Here is a 25,882-nt window from a genome sequence, read left to right on the forward strand (position 1 = left end):
GGTGAGGCATCACATAAACACGATTTTATCTTACAACCTGTCGACCTGAAAACGAAGTCTCAGAGGAAGGGACGCTGTTGACAATCCCCTTACACGGGCTACGATGTTGCCAGTAATTCAACCGTTGAAACTGACTTCGACCGGGAGCAAAAGACATGGACGACTTCATTGCGGCTCTACCCAAGGCGGAACTGCATCTGCACATTGAAGGAACGCTGGAGCCGGAACTGGCGTTTCAACTGGCCGACAAGAACCAGGTTTCGCTCCCGTTTGCATCCGTCGATGAAATGCGGGCCGCCTATGACTTTCAGGACCTGCAATCCTTTCTGGATCTGTATTACGCCTCGATCAGCGTCGTCTGTACCGAGGAAGACTTCCATGACTTGACACTGGCCTACCTGAAAAAAGCGGCTTCTCAAAACGTCCGCCATACCGAAATCTTCTTTGATCCCCAGTCGCACACGGCGCGTGACATTCCCATGGAAACCGTATTGAACGGCATTTCCTCCGCCCTGAAACAGGGGGAAAGGGAGCTGGGCATCTCTTCCCGACTGATCCTCTGCTTTCTGCGACACCTGTCGGCCGAGTCTGCCTGGGAAACACTTCAGCAGGCACTCCCCTTCCGCGAGCAGTTTATCGGCGTGGGACTCGATTCCTCCGAACTAGGACACCCGCCCTCAAAATTCGTTAGGGTCTTCGAAGAAGCACGTAAAAATGGATTACACATCGTCTGCCATGCAGGAGAAGAGGGTCCTCCAGAGTACATCACCGAAGCCCTGGACCTGCTGCATGCGGAACGCATTGATCATGGAGTCCGCTGCATGGAAGACCCCGCCCTGGTCGAGCGGCTGGCAGCAGAACAGATTCCGCTCACCGTCTGTCCGCTTTCCAATGTGCGGCTCTGCGTCTATCCGGAGATGTCTCAACACCCGCTCAAGCAGATGCTGGAGGCGGGACTGCGCGTGACGGTCAATTCCGACGACCCACCCTACTTCGGTGGATATGTCAATGAGAACTTCACGGCAGTGCTGCAGGCACTTGACTTATCTCGACAGGAACTGATTCAGCTGGCACGAAATTCATTTACCTCTGCATTTCTATTAGACGCGGAACAACAGAAGCTGCTGTCAGAGTTGCCTGAGGAAATCGATTGAAACCGGTTCAGTTGAGTGTATCCAGCACCTGATTGAGGTACTGTTTGGTCTTGGGATCCAGCTTTTCATAGCCCTTGTCGGAGCGAGGCTGGTCCATCGCGTGCCGCATTGCGTTGTGCATCAGATAGCGGCCCGAATCGAGTTTCATGTGAATCGCATCCCGGTAGATGTCTGTAATCTGATCAAAGGGGGCCTTGCCGGATTTGATGTCGGCATCAACCTGCTCCAGCAGATCGATGGCACGAGTCTGTTTGAATTTCCGTTCCGGATATTTTTTCTGGAGCGCAGCCAGCAGGGCTTTGATATATGCGGGGCTGTGTTGTAGTTTTCCCGAGATTTCCTGATTCCGGTATTCATCCTCCCGGGTCGCACTGCGCGCCCAGCCGGTATGAATGACGAAGATCGCCTTGGGCTGCATCTCAATCCATTGGGAAATCGTAGCCACATCTTCAGCGAGCGTGGAACCGTAGTGCGGTTGCACGGAGATCAGATCGTACTGCTTCTCCTTGAGGGCGGTCGGCCACAGAGTCGATGTTTTGACGCAAGGCTTCTCCGGATGCTCATGGATATAAGGCAGGCTCTTGCCACAATCCACGTGCCACTGCACATCACCGTCGAGCAATGCCGGAGCCGTATCCCAGGTCAGAGAATTACCGATCAGATAATAGCTTTTCGCTTTCTCTTCGGCCTGCAGAGAGACGCTGGAAAACAGAATTCCCACTGTTGTGAGACCAAGAACAAACAGGTTGAACAGCCTGGACATGGGAAGCATCCTTCTGAGAGCGGACTGAAAGGTTAAGCGGCCATCCCTGAGAAAACATACCCCCGGCAGGGTTCGAACCTGCGACCTATGCTTTAGGAAAGCATTGCTCTATCCAACTGAGCTACGGGGGCCGATTGAACCTAATATAGTTATGGCTCCGGGCTTTCGTCAAACGACTGCTTCTCGCGTTTTGAGAGTGACACCAAAAAGATGAAGCAGGCTCGGTTTTCGCCTCAGTTCATCGGTTCCGCTTTAACATAAAGTTCCGGGGGTGCTTTCTCGTAATATTGGAACATGGCGGGACAGATCCAGCCTTCCATATCTGAATCGGCAAAACGGTAATAGTTTCCCCCCCGGTCCCCCCGCAGCCAGACCAGCTTTTTCTGATAGTCGGGGAAGGGGTTTGAAGAGAAAATCAGGCGAAATCCCTGATCGGCATCGGGGATGTCTTTCACGATCACATCGATCATTTCAGGCACACCCGCCACAAAGGGTTCCTGAACGAGGCCGGCAGAACTGTCGTCGAAGACCCAGGTCCCCTGGTGCTTATAAGGCGCAATGACCATGATCGCATTCTGCCGGGGCAGTGAATTCCCGAACGGCAACAGCCGGAGTTGCCAGGCAATGCCGAGGGCAATCAGGACTAATCCTAGTACCAAAAAACTCAGACGGCCCCAGTGAGTTCGTGGTGCACTGGTCTCGGCGGGAGTCGTTTCATCGGTCATGTGGTGTTGCTCCTGTGGGATCTATCAGTTGTCCGTTTCTATCAGTTTAACTGATTGTCCGCCAAAAGCGAAAACTTTGTCTTCCGTCATAGAGATTGACGACATTAATAGAAGACCAGGATTCTATCGATGGACGAGACAACGTGGCAAAACGCAGACAAAACGAACAGAATCAGAATGTAAATCAATGGGTTGCCGCCTTTTGCGGGCTCATTCTGGGCATCCTGCTTGAAGCAATACTCGGCAGTTATTCCTGGATGGAGACCGGGCCGATGCTCCGATTTCAGAGCGGGGTACGCTTGCCAATCGTCGGTCCACTGCTGGGTGGCGCTCTGGCCTACCTGTTTGCACTTCATTTTGGACAGGTCAAATTGAAAGGTGCCCTGAGGCACAGCATCGTCGGGGCGATTGTCGGCCTCTTGATCGGCTATGTCCTGGGAGCTCTGGTACTGGCACCCCTGATGGCGCAACAGGATCCCTACTACAACTTTCTCCGTAGCAAAGTCACCGCCGGTTATACCCGATATTTCATCTTCAACGGGATGCCGCTCTGTGGAATCATTGGCTGCCTGATTGGCTTTATTTACAGCGTGAAACTGAAACGGCGATAATTTTCTTCAACTGATTCTGTCTTCTGGTCACCAGTTGTATTCAATCCCGATGCCTGTATTGCCTCCCCAGGAGATGGGAAACATCCGCCAGTTGCGATCCGCCTGCTGTGTGGCGTCGACTGCATTCGTAGCCACCCAGGCCATGTACCAGCCCAGGAACGCCTGCGAGGGATAATGGCGATTGTCATTCAGGCGAGATAATGGGGCCAGCGTGGAACCGGCATAATACAGCACTTTGAGCAATGGTCGATCAGTGACTTTTGCTGCTGCCAGGAAGGGAATGGCTCCCATGAAACTGTGGCCGCTGACACCATTGTTGTCCTGAAAAGGCTTCCACTTCGCATTCGAGGAGGTCTCTCCCGGGCGTGAAGCACCGGTGATGGACTGCATCGCCAGCATGGGTGGCGTACCGACAATAATCGCTCGAATTGAGCGTTCTCCCCATTCGCCAGTCGCATTGATCAGCGGCATCTTTTCAAACAACAGTCCGGCTCCCCAGGCAGCAGCAAACAGTGGTAAAGTATAGCGACCATTGCCAAGTTCTTTTTGCGCATGAAAAGTTTCCAGCCATTCATCGGACGACGCCCCCAGTACGCTGGACTGCAGATGATTCTGAATACCACCGTCCAGCGATGTATTGGCTATAATCGCTCCCACCCCAAATCCGCCTGCCAGCCAGACCAGAGACTCTTTCGAGTAGTAGTGCTGATGGTCCTCTTTGATGCGACTCCAGAGTGAAGGTGGGGAAGTACTAAACTCTTCTTCAAGTGAAGGATTCACACATTCATAATCCCCCTCGATCCCTACCAGCGGATCTTCCTCAAGGAATCCCTGGATTTGAATCCGTGTGGATTGTTGCGGGTTCTCCTCATTTTCGGTAAGTGAGGTTTTGAGGATATCCTCAGGTCGATGCAGGAGCCGTTTAAAACCAGAATATGGTTCACCACTGTCAGCTGTCGGACCATTTATATGAGCCAGTCCCTCTACTGCATTTTGCTTTGGGGAGGTGGGAGAATCCATTTCAATGATCCGGCGAAAGCCTGGAGGTTCCACCAGCCCCATAGCTGATTCCGTATCGACACCGACGACCGTTTCAATGTGTGTTCTTTCCTTCATCATGATACAGCCGGTGGCCTGGCACATCAGCAGGAGATAACACAGGACCGGGAGCAGTCCGCTGCTGTACCTTGTGCGCAGAATCAGCGTCAAAATTGATTTCATAAATCTAAATCAGTCTAACGGGTAGACGGTCTAACGAGATGAAGGAGGAGGTGAGCAATTGAGAGAGAGGTTGTGTACGCAGCCAGTCAGCCACGCGTAGTGAGAGAGGTGAACGCCATCCTTATGGTGAGAATGAAACGGAGTTGTCGCGCTCCTGGCAACTCCGTCCCTCATCTCACTCTCAACCATAAATGAATAAACTGCTTTTCTGCAAAATGACTTAACCATATTTATGAAATCGAGGCTGCAGAATGAACAATTAAATTCGATCGTCTTTTTGAGATCTGGTGACTTTTAAATCAGGAAACCAGCGATCGGAGTAGTACAATTCATAAGCAGACTGAAAGAGCGCAATCGCATTGTGGACCATTTCCTGATCCGGAATTTTCCGTTGATCCAGTTGATGGTTGGCCCGATTCAGTTCGAATTCTTCTGCTGATTGCCCATAACCAAGTACAACCATCCGATTTTCTGAATCCAGTAGTGCAACATCATGATTGTGCTGCATGATGGCACGACCGTGTGCGGGTTCTCTCTGGAGTACATCATAGCCAAAGAAAACAGAACGATAGTCACTACCCAAACGTCCCATGATGGTCGGAGCAATATCCAGCGTACACCCCAGCGTACTGCAGCGTTCCCCCTGCCCCTTCCCATCTGGCTGGATCATCAATACCGGCACACGATAGGAGCTCATCGGAAACAGTTGGCTGCCTGTAACGCGGGCTCCGTGATCTCCCATCACCACAAAAATCGTATTGTTATAAAATTCGTGGCTCTGCGCTTCCCGGAAAAAGTATCCCAATGCCCAGTCTGCGTATTTCACAGCATTATTCCGAGTCTGTTCTGTTTCGGGAATGCGTCCCTCAGGATAGGTGTAGGGCCTGTGATTCGATACAGTCAACAGCGTTGCAAAGAACGGCCGACCGTTCTCTTGCAGTTTGTCGAGTTCTCCCAGAGCCTTGCGAAACAGATCTTCATCGCTGACCCCCCAGGCGTTGACAAACACAGGATCCTGAAAATCAGACTGTTCACGAAAGTGATTGAAACCGTTGGCCTTCATGAAAGACCGGACACCATCAAAGAGTCCCCGCCCCCCGGTCATGAAGAGCCGCTCGTAACCTCGCTCAGCCAGGACATTCGCGATGGTAAAGACCCGTTCGGAATGATCGCGTTTCAGAATGGATTCGGTCGGAATGGGAGGCATGGAGGTCATCACAGCCTCCAGTGCCCGTGCCGTCCGGTTACCGGTAGCATAAAAGTTGTCGAACAACACTCCCTGTTTACTCAATTCATCGAAATGTGGAGTTAACCCCCGGTTATCTCCCAGTACGCCGATGAAGTCGGACCCCAGACTTTCTTCCAGAATGATAACAACATTGTAGTCTTTTTGTGGTTTACCCGTGGCCACCATGCGATCCACGGGATTACTTGACCCCGATTTCAAATGGTCGCCGGCCCCCACGATCTGTTCCCGTAAACGCTGATTCACTTCCTGATTTTCGAGTGTCAGGTAGTTTTTGTTGAAGTCGAAATGGCAGGTCCAGGCGTAATACACGAAACTGTACAGCCCGTTCCACGAGCATTCATTTGCCACACGATCACGACTGACCTGACGGCTCTCTGCACTGGTGGATGTCCAGAGCAAAGCAATCGCCGTCAACACGGTGGCAAACAAACCAAGGCGACGACGGAACGGGAGTGGAGTAGAAATCTGTTTTTGAAAATGATTTCTCAAAAGAAACCAGCAGCAACCACCGAACAATCCAACGACGGTCAGCAGTTCTATGATCGGGTACGACTCCCAGATGTTACAACAGACTTCACGAGGATAGACAATGTATTCAAACGCGATGTAGTTCAATCGCGATTGAAATTCTTCGAAGAAAACAAACTCCGCGATGCAGATAAAAGGCAGAAACAGAAAGGCGATGATCCAGGTCAGATCGAAGAGACTCTGGTTAATTCGTCCCGAGACACGCCGATTCGGCACGAATGTAAAATGCATCAGCTGGGGAATGATAAAGCAAAGTGACACAAGCACATCGAATTGCAGTCCCACCAGAAATACAGACAGCCCCTGAAGCAGGGTCAACTTTTGCAGATCTGCATAAGCCACCATCATCGCAACCCGTAGCGTCAGCAGAAAACTGAGCATGATTAAAAAAATAATAGCCAGGACGGTATATCGTCCGGACCACTCCGCAAACCCCACATACAACCGTTCGGGCAGGGCTGCTAATCTTCTCACTGGTCCACAGTCAGCCGCCTTCCGCTCCGCATTGGTTTCTGTCAGATTGAGAAACGGCTCGGTTGTATAAATTCCTTTAGACATAGGTCGAAAATCCTTTTCTTCCCGGGCTGATAAGGTCGCCCCATACCCTGTTTCAGTTTCAGACCTCAAATCCGAAACATTTAGTAATTCAGTTTAAAAAAATACCAGGGGTTGAAATTCACTATACCCACGGGAATCCAGCCGCTTGCAGACGCAACCAGCCATAATCCTATATTTATAGTAGCCTGGTATAAATTTTTTTGGCGGGTACGTGTATCACTACCGCGTTACATCGGGTGACACATTGTGGCGGGTGCTGTTATGTTGCAGCAGTTCATGCAGTTCCATCCGCCCGTTGTAAGTCTCGAAGTCATGCACTGAGACGCCGAAGTCATGCAGGGCATCAGCTGACCAGGTTGGCCAGGGAGACCAGTTGGCCCGCGGTGAGGCCAACACATCGACGGGGAGCCAGATGAATGCAGTCAGTAAAGTCGCCAGAACGAGACTCACAGAAGCCAGACTTCCGGACAGAGAAATTCGATAATCTGTTTTGTGATTTTGTGCGATCTGTGTCAGACGACGTGCGCGGCTGGCAATCATACTCTGACCGCGGCCAAACGCCAGAGGCGTATGTGTTTCATCTGGCTGAGTCGCACCGTATTCAATAATAGTCAGGAGCGTACGCAGGTATTGCGCAATTTCCTGGGGAGTCTGAATCGCAGCCTCGTCACAGGCAAATTCCCGGCACAGTGCCGATTGCTGTGAAGCCCACCAGACCATGGGATGGAACCAGAAGATGACTTCCACGAGTCTTTGCAGGAAGAGTTGCAGGGGATGTCCGGTCTGCAGATGCTCCAGTTCGTGCCTGATAATGAAGTTGAATTTCTGAGGTTCGAAATCCAGTAAATACTCAGGAATAATGATATAGGGATAATGCAGCTGAGAGCAGAAGGGAGAACTCAGACGAGTCGTAGTCAGAAACCGGACCTGCTGTTTCCCGGAAAGCTTAAACTTCTGGGAAAGCTCATCCAGAGCTTCTGCAGAAATATACTCGCTGATTTCCACCGGCTGGCACGATTTAAGAAAACGGTTGACCTGCCAGGCGCGAAAGAGAAATACCATCAGTGAGAGTACAGTCCCCCCCAGCCAGATCCAGAACAAAAATCGTCCCATCTGCATCTCGATACTGAGTAAGGTCGATGCATGATTCGTACTGAGCTGATTCCAGGGGTTTAAAAATCGGGGATGTGGCAACAGAACCGAAACCAGAATTAACGATAACAGGATACCATAACAGACCGTCCACAACCGGCTTTGTACACGTTCACTCTCAACGAGTCTGCCGAGCCAGTGGGTGGCGATGATGACAATCGACACCTGCACGGTCAGAGAAACAACCAGTTCCAGAAATTGGGTGGAACTCATGCGTCTGCCTCCAGTGACTGGATGGCGAGTTTCAGTTCTTCAATATCAGACTGCGACATCGAATCACCCTCTACCAGACTGAGTACCAGAGATTTTACCGAACCTCCAAACAGCCGATCGGTCAGATCAGCTGCCATGCTGCGACTGATCATCTCACGCGATACAGTGGGTTCATACTCGTAGGCACGCCCCTTTTTCTGCTTTCTGACAACGCCCCGCGTCTCATCGAGAATCTTGAGCGTTGTCATTACCGTCGTGTAAGCCAGGGGACGTTCAAGTGAATCTACCACTTCCTGGACGGTAGCGCGGCCTTTGCGCCAGACAACATCCATGACTTCCAGTTCGCATTTTGTCAGATGAGTTTTTGTCATCGCAACCATTCCTTTTCATCGACAGCAGACTTTGGTCAGTATCGACATTCCACTCATGGCCAACGGGCCACATAACGTATTTATACAATTCTACTGGCCTGAGCTCTACTGGCCTGAGCGGCGTGCCAGTTGTTGGTATGTTTTTGTATCGATGGACTCTGAAATAAATCGAACGTGACCGTCGCCGAACAGAAAACTGGTACCGCCCGGATGGCGACTGGAAAATTCACATTCGTCACACAATTTACAATTGGGGGAAGTCATGTTACTTCCCGTCACCCGACAGGCTGCATCTTCCCCTGCCAGATCGACTCCCAGCCAGGTGGAAGGGACCATCGCCATGGTGCGTTCTCCCACAACTGCAGTATTACTTAAGCCCCGCTGCAAATCGCGAAAACGTATCGTCTGAGCATACACTATTGCGCCATCCCCGGGTGGAGGTGGCATCCCGTCGTCTGCTTCAACTGTACCGTAGACTCCTACATAACTGGCGGTTGGCAGCTCCATAATTGCTGCACCTGCACCACCGGCCGGCTGCTCTTCATACAGGATAAAAGTTGGATCAAAAATATCAGACGGACAGAGAAAACCGGCAAGGGAAGTCTGCCGGGCCCTAAGATTGAAAGGATGAGCCAGTATCTGATTACGATCAACGATTTCATAAACGGCCCGCTGCTCCAGATAAGGCAGCAGTGGAACTGACCAGCCATACAGCGATTTCTGGGTAGACTCGAACTGCCAGCCCGCAGGAAGACAACCGGCGGTATCGTGATAACAGTGAATGGCGATTCCGATCTGTTTGAGCTGATTTTTACACTGCAGCTGACGGGCAGCTTCGCGTGCGGAACCAACGGCGGGCAAAATCAGACTGACGAGTGTGCCTATAATTCCGCAGGTCACCAGCAATTCCAGAACGGTAAATCCAGAGCGAGAACGCGAGTTCGATCTCTGTCGTCGTACTCTCCCACCACCACAGCTGTGCTGTGAGTCAGGTAAGCCGACACAAAGTCCCGCAGGGCTCTGATGCATGTCTGAAATTCCTTTTTTTACCGATTGAATCCATTCAGGGAACGTTTTGTACTAACACTTTAGTATTATGTCAAGAGGAACCAGTTGTTCTGAAACGGTGCTTCCGCCCCATCAAAACAGGTTCGGCCTGTGTCATTCAGTTCACTTTGTTGAAGTCGATTCGCAGGTTCGCTGGAAACGAAACACTATTCACACTTCGCTCACCATTCTTTAACACTCGCCCGATAGGATGCTCACCAGCATCAGGAAAGGGACTCCGAGCCCTGTTCCTAAAGGTCAGTCAAGACCCATACCGGCACACCCCGCCTTGAGAAACTGAAACGCTGCTCTACATTCCATACGACTTTCTCACTTTAAGGAGACTGGAAAATGAGGACGTTACGTCCAATTTCTTCCCCCGCTACCGGTACGCGTCAACTACGAACGGAATCCCGCCGGGGTTTCACCCTGATCGAACTGCTCGTCGTCATCGCCATCATTGCCATTCTGATTGCCCTGCTGTTACCAGCCGTGCAACAGGCCCGCGAAGCAGCTCGCCGCACACAATGCAAGAATAACCTGAAGCAGATTGGCCTCGCATTCCATAACTTCCATGATGTTTACGATCACCTGCCTACAGGCGCTCGTGACGGTGCCGGTGCTTCCTATGCCTGCTGTAATGCTACAGAACGTGCCGGCTGGAGTTGGCTGTATCACATCCTGCCTTACATGGAACAGTCCACGATTTACGATCTGGGAACCGATGCCGACCCGGTAGGTACCTATCCCCTGGTGGGACGTAAGGGCGTGAAAGCCTACTACTGTCCGAGTCGCCGTAAAGTGACCTCGTACGGTAGTGGTTATTACCGCAGCGACTACGCCGGCAACGGTGGTCAGCGTGAAGGTGGTATCACCACGACACTCAGTCTCGGCAAACGGGGGGTAGTTGTCAGAACAGACTCCAAGCAACTCCGGATCAACGACATCAAAGATGGTGCCTCGAATACGATCATGGTCGCAGAAAAAGCACTCAACCCAGATCGCCACGGTCTGGATGGGGGAGACAACGAGCCCTGGGTCAACGCCGGCTGGGATGAATGTGTCATCCGCCACGGTGCCGGCCGAACCAGCGCCGGAGTCGAATACGGCCTGACTCCCCTGCCCGACGTGAAAGCGCCGACTGATACGGTTGCCGTCACCGACAAGGGTGGCGTCTCCTGGACCAACTGGCACCCATTCTTCGGTTCCGCCCATGATGGTGGTATGAATGCCTGTCTGGCCGATGGCTCAGTTCGCCTGATCAGCTACAACATCGACGGCGACATCATGCGACGTATCAGCCTGACCGATGACCGGGAACCCCTGGAAAACTTCTAACGCAGCGTTTGAATCGACTGCGTAAAAGCCTGCATCATCGTGAGCGCAGGGCATCTGATGGAATCCCCCCCGGAACCTGATGATGCCCTGTTTATATTTGCTTAAGTATTCTCGCTCGAATATTTTTTAAAATTTTCACTGTAACACACTCGAGGAACCTGTTGTGAAATTTGCGTCTTGTCTCATTCTGTTTGCTGCCGCCAGCCTGCTTTCCGCTTGTGGATCTGAAGCTCCCATGGACTCCGGAGAAATCACCCCTGATGTGAAATCTGAAATGGAAAAAGAAAAGCAGGAAGTTTTTGATTCGGAATCAGCGCACCGCGCGGCTCAGGAAAAGAAGTAATTACGTTTCCGCTGTTCCCTGTGAGATACATTGATCGCAGTAATCAATGAACTCTCTCAGGGTCCAGTTTTCTTCCCAGGCTTGCCTGATTCCTTCTGAGGAAAGATTTGCCTCGAATTCTTTCTGGATCTCCAGCCCTACAGTCAGCGGTGTCAGATCATCTAAGGGTCCCCAGAACAGCAAGGGAAAAGGATCCTCTGGATGGAGTGGGGGCGAACCAACCAGAAATTTTTCCAACGCTACCGCATCAGAAATGATTTCAGCAATTTTCTGATGACGTGCTGTGCTGAACCAACGAGATCTGTTGGACCAGCCAGCCACCCTGGGGCGTGCTTCAAGCTGCTCTGTAATCTCGAAAGCGATCGGTTCCAAGACCTCAGAATAATGCTTTTGCCAGCGTAAATATCTGAGTATGAAGACCGGAAACCAGCCCAGAATGGGAATGCGTTTCAACCTGGCTTCCCAGCTCCCCGGAACAGGTGGGGGCAGCTCAGGAGGTGGCCATACCGAGGGATAAACCAGAGGTTCATATTCGACGGCGGTCACCCCGTCTGTTCCTCATCTGAGTAAATCACCTGCGCGGCCAGTTGGCTGTTTAACGTTTCGGCAATTAACGCCCCCGAGATCAGCACCCCACCGGTGAGTAAAACCAACCCGTTGGTGAAGATCCCCAATGCGAGCAGAATGAATCCCCCCAGTAAAATCAGTTTATTGAGCAGACTGTTGTGCCTGACAACTTTGTTCATCGTCATTTCCTTTTTCAGATTCGAATCGCGGCTGCATAGCGATCCATAAGCAGCGTACTGTCCAGTGCTTGCAATCGGGGTTTCACCAGGTCGTAAAGTGTTTCTGCCTCCCGAGCATCCCCCTGCTCAGCCAGTGCAATCGCGAGATAGGCGCGGTTGTAGTCGACAATCAACTGCAGCATCGGCTCACTGTGCGCGATGGGCAACAGGTTCTCCTGGCATTCGTGAAACAGCTTTACTGCATCGCCGCTACGCCCCTGATGCAGTGCCAGGATTCCTTTGAAATAGGGAAGCAGATATTTCAACAGTTCACTCAGCTGCTCTTGCTCTGCTTCTGCCATCAGTTGTTCTGCCAGTGGTATATTTTCTTCATATTTGAGTAAGGCATAGGCATAATCCAGTTGAGCTGTTGGATTTTCGGGAGCTGCTTCATACGCCCGTCGGTGACACTCAATCACCTGTTCGCGATCTTTGACGACCTCATACAGTTCAGACAGTCTGCCCAGATACATCCAGCGGGGGACATCGGGATCTTTTTCAAACGGCTTGACCAGTTTCATTCCCTCATCAAACTCTCCCTGAGCCGCCAGCGCGACAGCATGGCGGCAAGCCAGTTCGTAATCGGGAACTTTGCCGACAAGGGTCGGACAGAGATCAATGACTTCATCCCAGTGTCCCCAGGCAAAGGCCTGCATCAGTCGTTTGTATTTTCGCGCCGGTGACAAATATGTGAACCAGAGACTGATCGCCAGCGGCCATAACATTACCACGACGACACCGATATCTATAGGGTCCAGATCGTCAGGATTGTCAAACCAGCCTAACTTGTAATACCAGCGGTAAGCAAAGACCCCGATGACCAGCAGATAAAACCAGGCAGATTGCCAATAAGCACGCCGAAGAGTAAACAGTAGTTGCTGAAAATCGCTCAAATATTGCATCTTCACCAGATCTTCTGCTGTCAGATGCTCTTCCACATCCTTGTTGTCAGGGAATAGATTTGTCGCGGCTGCAAACGCATCATCGCTATGGAGCGTGATATCAACAAACCCCTGCTCTTCCAGGTCGTTGCAGGCTTCACGGGCACTTTCCGCCTTCACTCGATGGGTGTCTCGCTTTCCACGTGTGTCCGTAGCGGTGATCAGATAGACGGGCATAGGCTGTTCCTGAATAGCTGCAGTGACTTACTTTCTGTTCGACTCTGATGTACAGAAAGCGTTCGGTCAATCGATTACAAAAAATCTATCAACCAGTCTACCACGTCACATTCTTTCACTACACAATCTGGTTTCGATTTCATTCTGGAAAATCAAAATAATCGCCAGCCCCAGTCGTGTGCTTGATTTCTGCAACTCCCCCGTCCGGGATTGCAACAAAGTAAAAAAACATCGCGGACCGAAATCCGCGATGTTTGATTGAGTTCCGTTATGAACGGCTATTCGTGATGCTTTGCAGCAGGTTTATTCAGGCACAACCGGCGAAACGAAGTCAGACGGCTTGAAGGTCAGTACAGAGCAGTTAACCTTTTCCAGCATGCGCTCAGCGGTATTTCCAATAAAGAAACCACTCAAACCGGAACGTGCGAGTGTGCCCATCGCAAGCAGATTGACTTTATGCTCGGCGAGGAAAGCCGGGATTGCCACATCAGGAGATCCTTCCAGCACATGTACCTGCACGCCGTAAGTCAGAGTACGAAAGTCAGTCTGAGCCAGTTGCTCGTTGAGTTCGTTTTCGATTTCAGATTTGATGTCTTCGGCACACTTCTTGAGCGTCTCCTGGTTGACCCCCAGTCCTTTGAGACGTTCGTCCAGCCGTGTATCAATGGCGTGGACCAGATGAATTTTCATATCTGCCACCTGAGCAGACGAAACGATGAAGTTCAGAATATCGCTGCTGACTTCGCTCATGTCACTGGCGACGACGATTTCCGGAACCTCGGGCTCTTCATCAACTTTCACAGCATAGACCGGGCAGGGACACTGACGGAAGAGGTTCATCACGGTGCCGCCAAACAGGCGTCCGGTGAATCCATGTGGCCGTGTGCCGACCAGAACCATGTCGTGTTTCTCGCGAATCACTTCCAGAATAATTTCCCGCCACGGCGCACCGAAGGCGACTTTAGAAGAGCTCTCCACCCCTTTTGCTTTGGCTTGTTCGATCAGCTCACTCATCACGCGGTGGGCTTCGTCTTCGACATTATTTGTCAGGTGATCCCGGTCTTCTTCCAGCAGATGCTTGGTATGGGCCGAAAGATCCATGGCTGCAAAGAATTCGAGCCGGGCATTGAACAATGCTGCTACCCAGATGGCACGTTCGACAGCTTCCGCGGTCTGCTCGTTAAGCTCTTCTGCCACCAGGCGATCCGCGTGGGTCAGATCGACGCCGACCAGAATGGAATTGATGTTTTGCATGGGTATTCTCTCGTTGTATTGTTGAGCGTAAACCGGACTCTCCATCAATATTATGACAGAAGTCGGATCTGGTTCCTAGTTGAAATCCGTTGTTAGAACGTGAGTTATACCGACTCCGCCACACGAATGCCAATCTACGGACTCACCTCAGAGCTATTGTTTTGGCTTTTGCATCAGCAGAATAAATTCATGGACTTTATTCACGCGAAAGACCGAGGGAAAACCGAGTGGTCTGAGATTATTGTATTCAGCCTGACGGTTCCAGATGATCAGATCATCATAAATCATGCCGATCTCCTGCAGCCGGGCGGCGAGATCACTGTGCAGAGGAAAAAAGCGGCTTTTCTTGCGGAGATCCATCACAATCACACAACAGTAGCCTCCCGGCCTGAGCGCCGTTTGCACATCCTGAAAGACACGAGATAATTCCTGCAGGAAGTCTTCGTAATCTTCCACAACACCCAGATCGTGTTCATGATTTCCATAATGCCTGACCTCTTTATGGTCGGCGGAGCGGCGCTGGTTGAGCACGTCCCAATACGGGGGTGAGGTGATACAGAGATCCACACTGCCCGGAGTGACGTAATCAGACAGATTCAAGGCGGAACCGTGATGAATGCGCGAGCGGGTGGAAACGGTTTGCCCATCACCTGACTCATCTGTGAGCTCACTCAGTTCGGCCAGTCTCCGGGCGGCGATCTCAGCGTACTCAGCCGAGAGTTCCACTCCCACACCCTTTTTTCCCATCTTCTCCGCGGTAATCACCGTACTACCCGAACCGGCAAAAGGATCGAGAATCACATCCCCATCCAGAGGAAGAAAGGTCTCAATCAGTCGTTCTACCAGCATTTCCGGGAAGATCGCAGGATGCTTGAGCCGGCCTTCCGCGGTCGATTTACGAATGTCGCTCCAGACACTGATCGAGTTTTGAATCCAGCGCTTACCATCCAGGGAATTATAAGGAGGCGGTAGCGTTCTGGTTCGTTTCTTTTTGGCTGGTTTCGGATCAGAAGTCGACACGCGCGCTAAGCCTCCTGCTGAATAACGGCTCACTCGGTCATCTTTACTGCCTACAGGGTACCCGGTTTAGAGACTTTGTAAATAGGCATTCAGGTCTGCCAGGTCCTGTGGAGTGAGATCCTTCAAAAGTCCGGTTGGCATCAGTGATGTGCTTTTCTTGTTTTCAAAATCAATTTCATCCGCTTCAATGCGGGTGGTCTGATTGTTCGAATCCCGCAGGGTCAGCCCATCCACCGAACGGTAGACCACCAGCCCCGTATAAACTTTGCCATCCACAGTACCAACGATTGTGGTTTGATACCGGGGAGAAACATCCCGGTTGGGAGAAACGATCGCGGTGAAAAGATCCTCACGAGAGAAACGACGGGCGACTCCCGTCAAAGCTGGTCCCAGAGCACTACGGTTTCCGTGACACTGAATACAGGCCCGCTTCCGGAACAACGCTTCGCCCCGCTCCTTACTGCCGGTCTCCCAGTCGACGGTGGCCAGCACCGCATTTAATTTCTCTGCCTCTTCTCCCCCCTGCTGCAATACCATCTGATAGACCTGAGGGTAAGTTTTAGCAATCCACTCCTCCCAGGCCTGAACCAGGGCGCGGGCTTTATCCGGGTCGGCAAGATCCGAAACCTGACCAAACTGTTGCCCGGTCCAACGCTGCAGTAACGGTATGATCCGCGCCTGCAGATTTTTTTCCCGCTTGTCATGCCCCAGCCGTCGCAGTGTAGCAAACAGTTTCACCGTTTCTTCAGGCTGTTGAGGAGGGGACAGTTTATCGAGTGCCTTCACACAGGCTTCGAGCACCTCTATCTGGGATGATTCCAGCCCTGCGATAAATTTATCCCGATCCTGCTCTTCAGGTTGCGCTGCGAGAACTGCCAGCACAGCTGGCTGCAGCGCAAAATCGTCGTAGAGATCACGAATCATTTCGCGATGTGCGGGCTTTGTTGATTCGCCAAACACAAAAATCACATCACTATTCCACTGAAAATCAGGGGAGGCTTCGATCTTACGTTCAAAAGCTTCAATGGCCTTGCCTAGAAACTGGGGAGGCAGTTGACTGAGAAACAGCACATGCCCCGGCAGACCAAAGTCAGGCTGTTCCACAATCTGGCGTGGGAGGTCGGCGTCGATCTTTACCAGTTGACTGTAGAGTTCTCTGAAGCGGTCATCCCAGTTGGTATCCTGGGGCAGTTTGAACCGGATCAGTTTCTCATCGATGTGCACGAGGGCACTGGCGATTTTCTGCGACTGTTCCCGACTGCGGTCACTGGGAATGCGGGCCGCAACAATCAGATAGTGAATGTCGGTCACCGGATCGGTATCGTCTGTAATTTTTGCCAGGATACGATCCAGCAGCTTCGGATTATAAGGTGCAAGCATTGACAGCACCCGCGCCAGTTCATGATCGAGGATTTCATGACTGCTCGGAAAGGCCTGCATCAGACGGATGCGAATCGGGTCGAGGTGCCGTTCGTGATCACTCAGATCAACGCCGTTGGCATAGCCGTCAAAGACCGCTGCCATTTTTGTAGGTGGGCCCAGATCTCCGAGCCCCAGTTGGATCAGTCTCAAGGCATCCAGACGTAGATCGGTCTGGTAATCTCCTTCAAAAACCGTGATCCCGGTGCGGACCGCCAGGGGAACGACACCGCCCCCCTGCTTAATGACCGTCGCATAACCGAGCGTCATCAACGCGGCACCTTCATCAGGACCAATCCGTTCGGAGAGTGTTTTAAAGTTCTCAGCGTTCAATGTCGCAGCGGCTCGGGCTGCGGTCTGACGTACATATCGGGCCGTAGCCCCCAATGTCTGTTGCAGACCATCCAGGCACTGGCTCTGATCGATCTGATCCCCCAGCTGCATCAGCGTCTCCAGCGCGAAGCGGGATACAAGGGCTGAATCATCTTTGAGCAACGCATTCAGCCACTCGGTTTTGCGTGTTGGTTGATCGTGATAGGCAAGAGACCACGCCAGGCGGGCACGTACCCGCTCCGATTGATCCAGAATCAGGCGTTCGACAATTCGGTCCGGAAAACCTCCCAGTTGTTCGGTTACGATTTCAATCGCCCGTACACGCTGATCCTCGGGACGACTGCTGTCGAGGGCTGCCCGATAAAAGTCTTCCGGCTGCAGTTGTTTGAGCAGTGGGAGCCAGGTTTCCCGCGACCAGCTGCTCAAAGGCTGTGGAGCCGAGAGACAGGCGTCGAGTCCTGCAGGAGTTTCTGTGGAATCTGCGACTGGTGCCTCTTCAACATCCGCCAGATTCGGTTTTTGAGCAACCACCGGACCGACATAGTCGATGCGAAACACGCTGCCACGAGTACCACGTCCGCCGACACTGACATAGAGTGCCCCCTCAGCGCCGATGGCCAGATCGGTAGGAGCAAAGCCGAATTGCCCGACTCCTGTGATGAATTCGGTCGGCTCACTGGCATAACTGCCATCATAGTTTTCCAATGGAATCGCATGCACGCGGCCGAAAGTCCAGTCGGCCACAAACAGGGCTCCCTGATACTCTGCCGGAAAACTCCGATGTCGATAGCAGGAGACACCGGTTGGTGAACCACGATGAAAAGCGGCAACCGCGGGTGGCATGTCTAAAAATGTATCAGGTCGTTTCCAGCTGCGGCTTCGCCAGCCTGCATTCGAACCAGGGAGTACATGAAAGACACGCGTAGGACGGTACCACGGCAGCGAAATATCCCGCTCACCATCGCTGTCATAAGTAAAGACATCACCGTTGGCCGAGAAAGTAAAATCGTAGGCATTACGAAAACCGTCGGCTCGAACTTCCCCTTTTGTGAGATCGGGAGTGAGCCGCATCAGGGTGCCGGCATAAGGTTTCTTGACAGGTGAGTTGTCGAGCGTGATATATTTTTCATTGATGCCCGTTGTATTTCCGAGCAACAGATACCACCAGCCATCGGGGCCTTTCTGAATCGAATGGGTATTGTGTTCGCCACCAGTCCGGGTTCTTAAAAAGACATCCGGCTTGCCGTCTGCTCGATCATCGCCATCCTGATCGCGATAGCGGATCAGTCCAGCGTCTCCCGTGCAAAGTAAATCGCGGCCCAGAAAATACATGCCCTGGGCGCCACTGGCGGGACCATCTGCGTATTGTTTGAAGGAATCAGCGATGCCATCCTGGTCTTCGTCAATCAGGATGCGTACGTAACCCGGACCGGAAACGACAACGCGGCCCAGAGAATCGACGGTCATGGAATAAATGTCATGCGCCAGGTCATCATCGGCATATAACGTCGCGCGGAACCCTTCCGGAACCTTGAGCCCTGCGAAACTATCGGCTGGTTTTGTCTGCGCAACAAGAGTTTCTGCGCCAACAAACAGACAGAGGAACAAGATAGCAAATCGATTTCCAGTTCGTCTGTCGGCGCGTCGTATAGTAAATAACCGCATTGTGCCTCATAGGGTTGGTGGTTTGAATTCTCAAAAGATCCCGATCACTGAACCTCAGAGGAACGAATGTCAGGTCAGGTTGCCTCGATTGACTGCAAAAGTATCATAGTGCCTGTCAATGGTCTAAGGCAATCCCCGCTTCTGAGAGCCCCGAAATGGTTCATTTCGTAGAAACTGCGGCGGTCTTCCAGAATTCCGGGAGCTTGTCCAGGGTTTCTGCAACGATCTGCAGGATGGCTTGCCGCTCAGCTATGGGGAAGTTCTGGGGTTCGACGTCCCAATCCGCTTTCAGCGTAGAGTCATCTGCGTTCAGGAATTCATAAATATCCTTGAGAATCCGCAATCTGGCTCCTGCAGGCATCTTCTGGAAACCATCAGTGTAGATCAGGTAACTCAATCGATACTGAAACAACCGGGTTTTCAGATCGAAGTCTTTTAACGAGCGGCCCTGCGAGTCCCGCTTCCCCTGCCGGGCAAACCAGTCCTGATAACCGCTGGTGCCCTTCACCGGTGCCGTGAATGGAGCTTCATCCAGAAACAACAGATACCGCACCAGCCGCTGGCGGGCATCCGATTCCAGGCCCAGCTGATACTCCATACTGACGCGCGTGATCAGATTATGTGCGTGGACCTGATGATCCAGAACCAGGTGTGCCACCAGATCGGAATGTGGACTGAGATATTTTGTTGTATCGAAGAACTGATCGACGTGTGTCAGGTTGGCACGTAACGCCGGATTAGTTCGGAACTCTTCAATTGTCTCTCTGCCGAATACATTCCCCAGGTGTAGCATGTCTCCATGAGTGCCAGTCACGTACCAGCCACCCCAGCGTTTTTCGAGTGGTTTGTCATGAGAGATCTGCGAGTAACCGGAAATCGGGCGACCATGGTCATCGGTGAGAAAGGAACGGACGAGCAGTCCCGGTACCCGCAGGCTCGAATCTCCTGCATGACAGGCCAGACAGCGGTCCGAGCGGACGAAGCGGGGTTTCGCGGAAGCCTTGAGGTCCAGTTCATAAAAGATCGTTCCCCGCAGCGGGTCTATGGACGCCAGTTCCATCGAGCGAGCCCCTGGCACCCAGCCCAGGTAGATATCATCATTGAAATAAACCACTCGCGGATTATCAGGATTAATAATCCGTGGATTCAGGGCCGTTCTCGAATAGACCATCAACTGTGAAGACTCGGGCAGCTGTAACAGCTTGAGGACTTCCCTTAAATATCCCCACTCTGTATCAAATTTCAGCTCTCTATTTTGCTGAATCAGCTGTTCGTTTAAGAGTGTGACGGGGTCTGTTAAAGTGCCGGTACCATACGCTACGGGCTGTAATCCGTAGGGAACAGGATCCCTAAAGTCAATCTGACGCACAGGTTTGGTAGCCACCAGTGGTTCTTCGCCGGACAGATTGCCTACCAGCAGAAGCAACAGAATTCCAACTCTCAACAGGGGTGATATCATTGATTCAGCACGCCAATTGATCAATTCACATTGATGGGTTAAGATATTGAGAGACAACAGGTTGCCAGCTTTGCGATCAGTACTCTTCCCAGTTTACCAAAGGGGATGAGAAAGTTTGCGGGTCCGGCAACGGATTGTCAATGTTGACTCAAAAATCTAAAATCCGTAAGAAACGGCAAGGTTTTGTATCTTACTTCACAGAAGAAAACAGGCCTGTCACCGATATCATTCTACGTATTGTATAATTTAACGAGTGGGCTTTCGAGCCCGTCCGTGTTTGTCACACCTGAAATCACCTGCCTTTTAAAGACAGATCACAGGTTCCCTGGCGAACCTGCTCGACAGGAGTAGCCTGTCAGATCAGGGGTGATCGACCAACTACCAAAGTATCCGAGTTTTCTGGAAGGGTTTCATTTTGAAAACTCCCCGCCGCTATACCGCAACCGTCGCCTGCCTGACTATTCTCGCCTCCCTGTTCTGCAGTTCGCTGACACTCACAGCTCAGAAACCGTCTCTGCCCGATCTCTTCGGACAGAAACAGGCAGCATCCGGGAAGGAAACAAAGAACGCCAAGGCAGAAATCAGTGTCAGCCTGCTCCCTCAGGATGCCAAAGCAGGAGAGACCGTCACACTCTCACTGACCATGCTGATCCCCGAAGGTTCCTACACCTATTCAACCAACCCGACGTTTGGCGGCGCTACCAAGTTCGTCATTGAGGAATCGAAAGGCGTGACCGCCATCGATCAGCACTTCAATGCCGACCATCCTCCTAAAACCGTCTTCGAGCCCCTGTTCGGCAAAGAGATTGAAAAATACACCAAGAGCGTCATCTGGACACGACGCTTTAAGGTCAATAAAGACGTAAAAGAACCCAGCCAGGTTCAGATCAAAGGACAGATGCTCTATCAGGTATGCGATGCCAAGAATTGTGTGCCTTCGCAATACGCATTCTCTACAACCCTATCCGGAAAGCAGGAAAGTGCGCCGCTGTCATTTACCACGATTCCCGAACGGCGAAACGTACCTGATCCGATCGAATTGAAGTTTGCACTGGAACCAGCGGCTGTGAATCCCAAGCAACTGGTCGACCTGAAAATTACAATGAAGCTGGAACCGGAATTCCATACGTTTGCACTCGACCAGGATAAAACTCAGGCGGGACTGCCGACACATATCGAAATTCTGAAGCTCGAAGGTTTGAAATCCGTCTCGCAGCAGTTCAAAGCGACACCAGATCCCAAAGAGGAAACTCACGGAGAATTCAGCCAGCGTACCCACTACAACGAAGTGGTCTGGACGCGGCAGTTTGAACGGATAGCAGATGCCCGGGAAATTGGTGTGGAAGGAAAACTGACATACCAGATCTGCAATGAGGGCAGTTGTCGCCGCCCGATGCCTGTCGAGTTTCAGCTGGGAGATCTCACTAATGCACAGCCGGTAGCGATGTCTTCGCTGGAAGAACTTCACAGCAACAGTGCAGCTGACGACGACACCATCATTATCAGCTCTGAGGAATCCAACCGCAGTCTGTCTTCGTATCTGTTTTTTGCCTTCCTGGGTGGCTTGATTCTGAACGTGATGCCCTGTGTGCTGCCGGTCGTGGCGATTAAGGTCATGAGCTTTGTACAACAGGCGGGCGAAAGTCGACTCCGAATCTTTCTGTTAAATATCTTCTACTCACTGGGTGTCCTGGTCGTCTTTCTGAGCCTGGCTTCACTCGCGGTCTTCGCGGGACTGGGTTGGGGCGGACTCTTTCAAAGCACCAAATTCAATGTCATCATGGCCTGCATCGTTTACGCGATGGGCTTGAGCATGCTGGGCGTCTTTGAAATCCCGGTACCGGGCATGGTCGGCTCTGCCGCGGGCGGACAACAGAAAGAGGGTCTAACGGGTGCGTTTCTGACCGGGATTCTGGCAACACTGCTGGCGACTCCCTGTAGTGGCCCGTTCCTGGGACCGGTACTCGCCTGGTCTGTCAAACAGACACCTCAAATCACTTACCTGGTCTGGCTGGTCATGGGACTGGGCATGGCTTCACCTTATATCATCTTCAGCATTTTCCCCAACGCGATCAAATTCCTGCCCAAACCGGGTATGTGGATGGTCCGCTTCAAAGAGTTCTCGGGGATCGTGCTGATGGGAGCAGTGATCTTTATCATTTCGTTCCTGGACGAATCCCTGACCATTCCCGTACTGATCATGCTGCTGGGGATCACCACCGGCCTGTGGATGATCGGCAGCCTGTACTCACACAGTTCGCCTGCCCGGGTGAAGCTCGCGGTACGGACTGCAGCGTTACTGCTCACAGCGGGAATCTGCTTCTTTGGTTATAACATGAGTCAGAAGTCGACCAACGATCTTCCCTGGGTGCCTTTCAATGCTCAGGAACTGAAAAAACTGCGTTCCGAGAACCGGACCGTCCTGATTGACTTCTCTGCGGACTGGTGCCTGAGCTGTAAGACCAACGAGAAACTGGCTCTGAATACTCCCGAAACCCTGGAAATGGTCAGTAAGTATAATGTGGTGCCGATGTATGCGGACTACACAGATTACTCACCTGATATCAAAGCATGGCTGGACAAATTTGAGAGTGTCAGCATTCCCTTAACAGTGATCTTCCCCGCCAATAACCCCAACAAACCGATTATCATCCGTGACCTGTATACACAGTCCACGCTTTTAAGCGCCTTAAAACAGGCAGTGGATGAATCTCCCGCCTCGAAATCTGCCCCTAAACAGGCAATGGTTTCCGCTGAGAGCACCGAAGCACGTTAAACTCGCTCTCGTATGGGTTGTATGTATGCGGGCTCTGAGTCGAAATTGAGGCCCGTTCATACATCAACGCTTTTCGATTCCTGAACTTTTTTGTAAGGTATGATGCATTCCGTGAACGTACCGTTTCCGTACGATTCCATCCCCTGCTTTCCTGCTGACTTGAGCGGAATGGCGACAGCCACCGGTTGGTAATTTCGATTTCCAATGGCTGGCACCATGCTGCTCAGTAAAACACAATGATTCTCTGACACCGAGACCTGCCATGCAAGACACCCCCTCCGCTCCCGATCCAGAACAGAATCAAGAAGATGATATTGTCGTAGCTGCTCCCCGGCGATCGACCTGGTCTGAAATGAGAACGGCTGAAGACTGGTGGGCGATCTGGATCGGTGGAACACTGCTGGTAGTCTGCTTTCTGGTGATGTATTTTTCACTTCCCGCCGATTTCGCAGAACAGGTTAAAGCCGCGGAAGCTGCTGGTGAGAAGGTGAGTGCACACAGCCCTCTGAAACCGTGGCTGGCTAAACCGGGGTCCTGGACAGATAACCCGGTAGATTCTCTGTTTCCTCCTGAGAAATCGAGTCTGCTGCTGCCGATCGGTGTCGTCTTCCTCGTCAGCTTGATTGTGTTTTCGATTGGTGTCACAGCCATGGGACAGAAAGCCCCCCCTTTCGCTATTGGTTTCGTAGCGGTCTTTCTGCTGGCCACACTGGCATATATTCTGACCGGGCAAGCGGTGATCAAAAGTTATAACCTCGAATACGCACTCTGGGCATTGATGATCGGTCTGGTGATCAGCAATACCATTGGCACCCCGAACTGGATTAAGCCGGCACTTAGAACTGAGTTATACATCAAATCCGGACTGGTCATCATGGGTGCCAGCGTGCTGCTGAACCGTCTGCTCATCCTGGGTCTGCCTGGTATCTATGTGGCCTGGGTCGTCACACCCGTTGTTCTGATCAGCACTTACTTTTTCGGGCAGAAGTTCCTGAAAATGGAATCCCGCTCGCTGAACATGGTGATTTCCGCGGATATGTCCGTGTGTGGTGTCTCGGCTGCGATCGCCACCGCAGCCTCCTGTAAAGCCAGGAAGGAAGAGCTCTCCTTCGCCATCGGGCTTTCATTGACGTTTACGGTCTTCATGATGATTGCACTTCCCGCGGTGATTAAGGCGCTGGGCATGAGCCCGATTTTAGGTGGTGCCTGGATGGGCGGAACCATTGATGCAACTGGTGCGGTCGCCGCTGCAGGTAACCTGCTGGGACCAGAAGCAGAACAGGTCGCCGTCACCATCAAGATGATCCAGAATATCCTGATCGGCGTGACCGCATTTGGCGTCGCCGTCTACTGGGTCAGCTGCGTGGAAGGCAAAGAATCCGGTATCAAACCGGATGCGTGGGAAATCTGGTATCGCTTCCCGAAATTCGTTTTGGGCTTCATCGCGGCTTCAGCGATCTTCTCCCTCTTGTATGTATCGCTTCCCGGCGGAGATGTAGTGGTGCCAGCCATGGTGAAAGAATCGTCCAAGGTCTTCCGCGGCTGGTTCTTCTGTCTGGCCTTTATCAGCATCGGACTGGAAACCAACTTCCGCGAACTGGCGAAATTCCTCAAAGGGGGCAAGCCACTGATTCTATATGTCTGTGGCCAGTCTCTGAACCTGATTCTGACACTCCTCATGGCCTGGTTGATGTTCGAAGTCTTCTACAAGGATGTCGTCACTGAAGTCTTCAAGAAGTAGGCTGCCTGGCGCATAAAAAAACCCGGTCATTCAGGACCGGGGTGGTTGTTATTTCGCGAGTCATCAGGATGACTGTTTGAGCAACCAGACCAGCAGCCCTTTGGCAAGGTGCTTGCGATTCTCCGCCTGGTCGAAGACGATGCTCTGCTCGCAGTCAACAACTCCGTCTGTTACTTCCAGTCCCCGTTTCGCGGGCAGACAGTGCATGAAGCGACACTGTTTTCCGGCAGCGGACATCAGACTTTCCGTCACCTGAAAATCGGCGAATATCTTTTTGCGTTTTTCGGTCTCTGCTTCCTGTCCCATACTGGCCCAGACATCAGTGTAGATGACGGTTGCATCGGCAACCGCTTTCATTGGATCCGCTTCCAGTTCCAGCTGCAGGCCGGGATAATTACTCTTAAGTGTCGCCACCAGATCCGAACAGAGCTCAAAACCTTCGGGCGAAGAGACCACAAACGGCACATTCAGCTTGGCACAACAGTTAGCCAGCGAATACGCCACATTATTCCCGTCGCCGACGTAGACCAGTTTCTGCTGCGTCAGATCACCGAGCAGTTCCTGCATGGTAAACAGGTCTGTCAGCGCCTGGCAGGGATGACTGAGATCGGAAAGGGCATTGATCACACAACTTCCCGCGTGCTGTGAGAATTTTTCAATCAGCTCGTGTGAAAAGGTCCGCATGGTGATCACATCCGAAAACCGACCGATCACGCGGGCCACGTCTTCGATCGACTCACGACCATCGAGGCCTGCCTCTTTACAGGTGAAAAAACTCGAACCGCCGCCCAGTTCCCACATGGCTGATTCAAAACTGAGACGGGTCCGCAGAGAGGGTTTTTCAAACAGTTGGGTCATTGTATAACCCTGCAGTAACTGAGGACGCTCACCCTGCTTACGCTTGTCTTTGAGCTCTTGTGCTTGAGCAAAGATCTCAACTATTTCGGACGATTCCAGATCGTTTAACGTGACTAAATGCCTCATGGAAGTTCTCGATTAATGACGTTTTAAAAACAGGAATTCCTGTTCGCATCTTAAA

At 51.9% G+C, this 25,882-nt stretch carries 20 protein-coding genes and 1 tRNA gene; 6 read left to right on the forward strand and 15 right to left on the reverse strand.

Annotated features, from left to right (window positions below; all coding sequences use genetic code 11):
* The first annotated feature begins 155 nt into the window (after positions 1-155).
* The gene (locus FYZ48_RS08195) at positions 156-1,154 is read left to right on the forward strand and encodes an adenosine deaminase (protein ID WP_149339241.1); all 999 of its coding nucleotides are present in this window, start codon (positions 156-158) and stop codon (positions 1,152-1,154) included.
* Between the two features lie 7 nt (positions 1,155-1,161).
* On the opposite strand, the gene FYZ48_RS08200 is transcribed toward FYZ48_RS08195, so the two are convergent.
* The 3 genes from FYZ48_RS08200 to FYZ48_RS08210 form a co-directional block, all read right to left on the reverse strand.
* On the reverse strand, positions 1,162-1,917 hold the full coding sequence (locus FYZ48_RS08200) for a hypothetical protein (protein WP_149339244.1): 756 nt from the start codon (positions 1,915-1,917) through the stop codon (positions 1,162-1,164).
* A gap of 57 nt (positions 1,918-1,974) precedes the next feature.
* A tRNA-Arg gene (locus FYZ48_RS08205) sits at positions 1,975-2,048 on the reverse strand.
* Between the two features lie 102 nt (positions 2,049-2,150).
* The gene (locus tag FYZ48_RS08210; RefSeq protein ID WP_198422192.1) at positions 2,151-2,642 is read right to left on the reverse strand and encodes a DUF6717 family protein; all 492 of its coding nucleotides are present in this window, start codon (positions 2,640-2,642) and stop codon (positions 2,151-2,153) included.
* Positions 2,643-2,785: 143 nt separating this feature from the next.
* On the opposite strand from FYZ48_RS08210, the gene FYZ48_RS08215 reads away from it, so the two are divergent.
* Positions 2,786-3,253, forward strand: coding sequence for a hypothetical protein (locus tag FYZ48_RS08215; RefSeq protein ID WP_149339246.1), 468 nt, complete (start codon positions 2,786-2,788; stop codon positions 3,251-3,253).
* Between the two features lie 27 nt (positions 3,254-3,280).
* Here the strand turns inward: FYZ48_RS08215 and FYZ48_RS08220 are convergent, their stop codons facing one another.
* The 5 genes from FYZ48_RS08220 to FYZ48_RS08240 all read right to left on the reverse strand — a co-directional run bounded on the left by FYZ48_RS08220 (position 3,281) and on the right by FYZ48_RS08240 (position 9,574).
* A complete protein-coding gene (locus tag FYZ48_RS08220) occupies positions 3,281-4,474 on the reverse strand; it encodes a phosphatase PAP2 family protein (RefSeq protein ID WP_149339248.1) in 1,194 nt (397 codons plus the stop codon).
* Positions 4,475-4,733: 259 nt separating this feature from the next.
* Complete coding sequence (locus tag FYZ48_RS08225) at positions 4,734-6,809, reverse strand: LTA synthase family protein (RefSeq protein WP_149339250.1); 2,076 nt, start codon at positions 6,807-6,809, stop codon at positions 4,734-4,736.
* Positions 6,810-7,028: 219 nt separating this feature from the next.
* The gene (locus FYZ48_RS08230; RefSeq protein WP_149339252.1) at positions 7,029-8,174 is read right to left on the reverse strand and encodes a M56 family metallopeptidase; all 1,146 of its coding nucleotides are present in this window, start codon (positions 8,172-8,174) and stop codon (positions 7,029-7,031) included.
* Positions 8,171-8,545, reverse strand: coding sequence for a BlaI/MecI/CopY family transcriptional regulator (locus FYZ48_RS08235; protein ID WP_145189194.1), 375 nt, complete (start codon positions 8,543-8,545; stop codon positions 8,171-8,173). Before FYZ48_RS08235 ends, FYZ48_RS08230 begins: the two co-directional genes overlap by 4 nt.
* A gap of 105 nt (positions 8,546-8,650) precedes the next feature.
* Complete coding sequence (locus FYZ48_RS08240) at positions 8,651-9,574, reverse strand: DUF1559 domain-containing protein (protein ID WP_149339254.1); 924 nt, start codon at positions 9,572-9,574, stop codon at positions 8,651-8,653.
* Positions 9,575-9,943: 369 nt separating this feature from the next.
* On the opposite strand from FYZ48_RS08240, the gene FYZ48_RS08245 reads away from it, so the two are divergent.
* Both FYZ48_RS08245 and FYZ48_RS08250 read left to right on the forward strand, forming a co-directional pair.
* The gene (locus tag FYZ48_RS08245; protein WP_149339256.1) at positions 9,944-10,930 is read left to right on the forward strand and encodes a DUF1559 domain-containing protein; all 987 of its coding nucleotides are present in this window, start codon (positions 9,944-9,946) and stop codon (positions 10,928-10,930) included.
* Positions 10,931-11,093: 163 nt separating this feature from the next.
* Positions 11,094-11,273, forward strand: coding sequence for a hypothetical protein (locus FYZ48_RS08250; RefSeq protein ID WP_145189203.1), 180 nt, complete (start codon positions 11,094-11,096; stop codon positions 11,271-11,273).
* Between the two features lie 542 nt (positions 11,274-11,815).
* Here the strand turns inward: FYZ48_RS08250 and FYZ48_RS08255 are convergent.
* The 6 genes from FYZ48_RS08255 to FYZ48_RS08280 all read right to left on the reverse strand — a co-directional run bounded on the left by FYZ48_RS08255 (position 11,816) and on the right by FYZ48_RS08280 (position 20,311).
* A complete protein-coding gene (locus tag FYZ48_RS08255; RefSeq protein ID WP_145189209.1) occupies positions 11,816-12,019 on the reverse strand; it encodes a hypothetical protein in 204 nt (67 codons plus the stop codon).
* A 14-nt stretch (positions 12,020-12,033) separates the two neighbouring features.
* Complete coding sequence (locus FYZ48_RS08260; protein ID WP_149339258.1) at positions 12,034-13,176, reverse strand: tetratricopeptide repeat protein; 1,143 nt, start codon at positions 13,174-13,176, stop codon at positions 12,034-12,036.
* A 303-nt stretch (positions 13,177-13,479) separates the two neighbouring features.
* Complete coding sequence (locus FYZ48_RS08265) at positions 13,480-14,430, reverse strand: universal stress protein (RefSeq protein ID WP_187781924.1); 951 nt, start codon at positions 14,428-14,430, stop codon at positions 13,480-13,482.
* 153 nt (positions 14,431-14,583) lie between these two features.
* Entirely contained in the window at positions 14,584-15,450 is an 867-nt protein-coding gene (locus FYZ48_RS08270) for a DNA methyltransferase (protein ID WP_242022486.1), read from the reverse strand.
* A 66-nt stretch (positions 15,451-15,516) separates the two neighbouring features.
* Positions 15,517-18,810, reverse strand: a complete 3,294-nt coding sequence (locus tag FYZ48_RS08275) for a DUF7133 domain-containing protein (RefSeq protein ID WP_187781925.1) — start codon at positions 18,808-18,810, stop codon at positions 15,517-15,519.
* Positions 18,811-19,027: 217 nt separating this feature from the next.
* Positions 19,028-20,311, reverse strand: a complete 1,284-nt coding sequence (locus FYZ48_RS08280; RefSeq protein ID WP_149339266.1) for a hypothetical protein — start codon at positions 20,309-20,311, stop codon at positions 19,028-19,030.
* Positions 20,312-20,741: 430 nt separating this feature from the next.
* Between FYZ48_RS08280 and FYZ48_RS08285 the strand changes: the two genes are divergently transcribed.
* On the forward strand, positions 20,742-23,102 hold the full coding sequence (locus FYZ48_RS08285) for a protein-disulfide reductase DsbD family protein (RefSeq protein WP_149339268.1): 2,361 nt from the start codon (positions 20,742-20,744) through the stop codon (positions 23,100-23,102).
* 262 nt (positions 23,103-23,364) lie between these two features.
* Positions 23,365-24,843: a YeiH family protein gene (locus FYZ48_RS08290; protein WP_149339270.1), complete on the forward strand. Its 1,479-nt coding sequence runs from the start codon at positions 23,365-23,367 to the stop codon at positions 24,841-24,843.
* A 63-nt stretch (positions 24,844-24,906) separates the two neighbouring features.
* On the opposite strand, the gene argF is transcribed toward FYZ48_RS08290, so the two are convergent.
* Positions 24,907-25,827: an ornithine carbamoyltransferase gene (gene argF / locus FYZ48_RS08295; RefSeq protein ID WP_149339272.1), complete on the reverse strand. Its 921-nt coding sequence runs from the start codon at positions 25,825-25,827 to the stop codon at positions 24,907-24,909.
* Positions 25,828-25,882 lie beyond the last annotated feature (55 nt).

This window comes from Gimesia chilikensis (assembly GCF_008329715.1).
In the GTDB taxonomy this organism is placed as follows: domain Bacteria; phylum Planctomycetota; class Planctomycetia; order Planctomycetales; family Planctomycetaceae; genus Gimesia; species Gimesia chilikensis.